This is a genomic window from Streptomyces sp. KR55 (genome assembly GCF_052245645.1).
In the GTDB taxonomy this organism is placed as follows: Bacteria; Actinomycetota; Actinomycetes; order Streptomycetales; family Streptomycetaceae; genus Streptomyces; species Streptomyces flavusporus.
Genome location: NZ_JBQQCE010000917.1, coordinates 1 through 1283 on the forward strand (window position 1 = coordinate 1; position 1283 = coordinate 1283).

Genomic DNA, 1283 nt, shown 5'->3' on the forward strand with positions numbered 1-1283 from the left:
ATACGCGTGTCGCCTTGTGTCTGGTCGAGACGCCGGGCGGCCTCCTCGGCGGTGCAGTGGGCGAGGAGCATGACGATGGCGGTCTTGGCGTGGCCTCCGGCCGCTCGCAGGGCCTCGGAGGCGGTGTCGGAGTCGGCACCGGTGGCCTGGACGACCATCCGGCGGGCCCGGTCGACGAGCTTGTCGTTGCTGGCCCGGACGTCGACCATGAGGTTCCCGTAGACCTTGCCGATGCGCACCATGGAGGCGGTCGAGAGCATGTTGCAGACCATCTTCTCGGCGGTGCCGCCCTTGAGCCGGGTCGAGCCGGTGAGGACCTCGGGGCCGGTGGGGACCTCGATCGGGATGTCGGCGTACCGGCTGACCACCGCGTCGCGGTTGCAGGCGACCGACACCGTGACGGCTCCCTTGGCTGCGGCGTGCTTCAGGCCGCCGACGACATAGGGGGTACGGCCGCTGGCGGCGAGTCCGACAACGGTGTCCCGGTCGTTCACGCCTATCTCGTCGAGGTCGGCGACTGCCCTCGCGGGTTCGTCCTCGGCTCCTTCGACCGCCACGACGAACGCGCCCGGGCCGCCGGAGAGCAGGCCCACGACCTGCTCGGGGGAGGTGCCGAAGGTCGGGGGGCACTCGACGGCGTCGAGCAGTCCGATACGACCGCTGGTGCCGGCGCCGATGTAGATCAGCCGTCCGCCCCGCCGCAGCGACTCGGTGATCGCCTCGACGGCGGCCCCGATCTCCGGGAGGGCGTCACGTACGGCGAGGGCGACGGTCTGGTCCTCGGCGTTCATGACCGAGAGCAGTTCGGAGAGCGGCATGCGGTCCAGTTCGGCGGTCCGCTCGTTGCGGGTCTCGGTGCCCAGTGTGCTGAGGTCCACGGCGCGGTCGTCCTTTCAGGGTGGTGCTCAGGGTGGTGCCGGCAGGAGGAAAGGGGGGTGTCGGCGGTCAGTCGCCGGTCTGAGTGCGGCGCTGCGGCTGCGAGCGCCTGCGGCGCTGGACTGCCCCGTACGTCTTCTCGAGTGCGGCGGTCGTGGCGTCGAAGGAGCGCTGGGCCACGCCGACGAACAGGCAGTCGATGAGCGCGAGTTGGGCGATGCGGCTGACGGTCGCGCCGGAACGGAAGGGGGTCTCCCGGGCGCAGGTCGTCAGCACGAGGTCCGCGCATTCGGCGAGGGTGGAGCGCGGCACGTTGGTGAGGGCGATGGTGGTGGCGCCGCGTTCGGCGGCGGCCTGGAGGGGCTCGATGGTGTCCTCGGTCTCCCCGGAGTGGGAGATGGCCAGGG

At 71.4% G+C, this 1283-nt stretch carries 2 protein-coding genes; both read right to left on the reverse strand.

Annotated elements, in window-relative coordinates; genetic code table 11:
* The coding region (murQ, locus tag ACTWQJ_RS51495; RefSeq protein ID WP_443313218.1) for an N-acetylmuramic acid 6-phosphate etherase at positions 1-878 on the reverse strand (878 nt) is incomplete at its 3' end.
* A 67-nt stretch (positions 879-945) separates the two neighbouring features.
* Positions 946-1283: MurR/RpiR family transcriptional regulator (locus tag ACTWQJ_RS51500; protein WP_443313219.1), on the reverse strand; the 338-nt coding region annotated here is incomplete at its 5' end.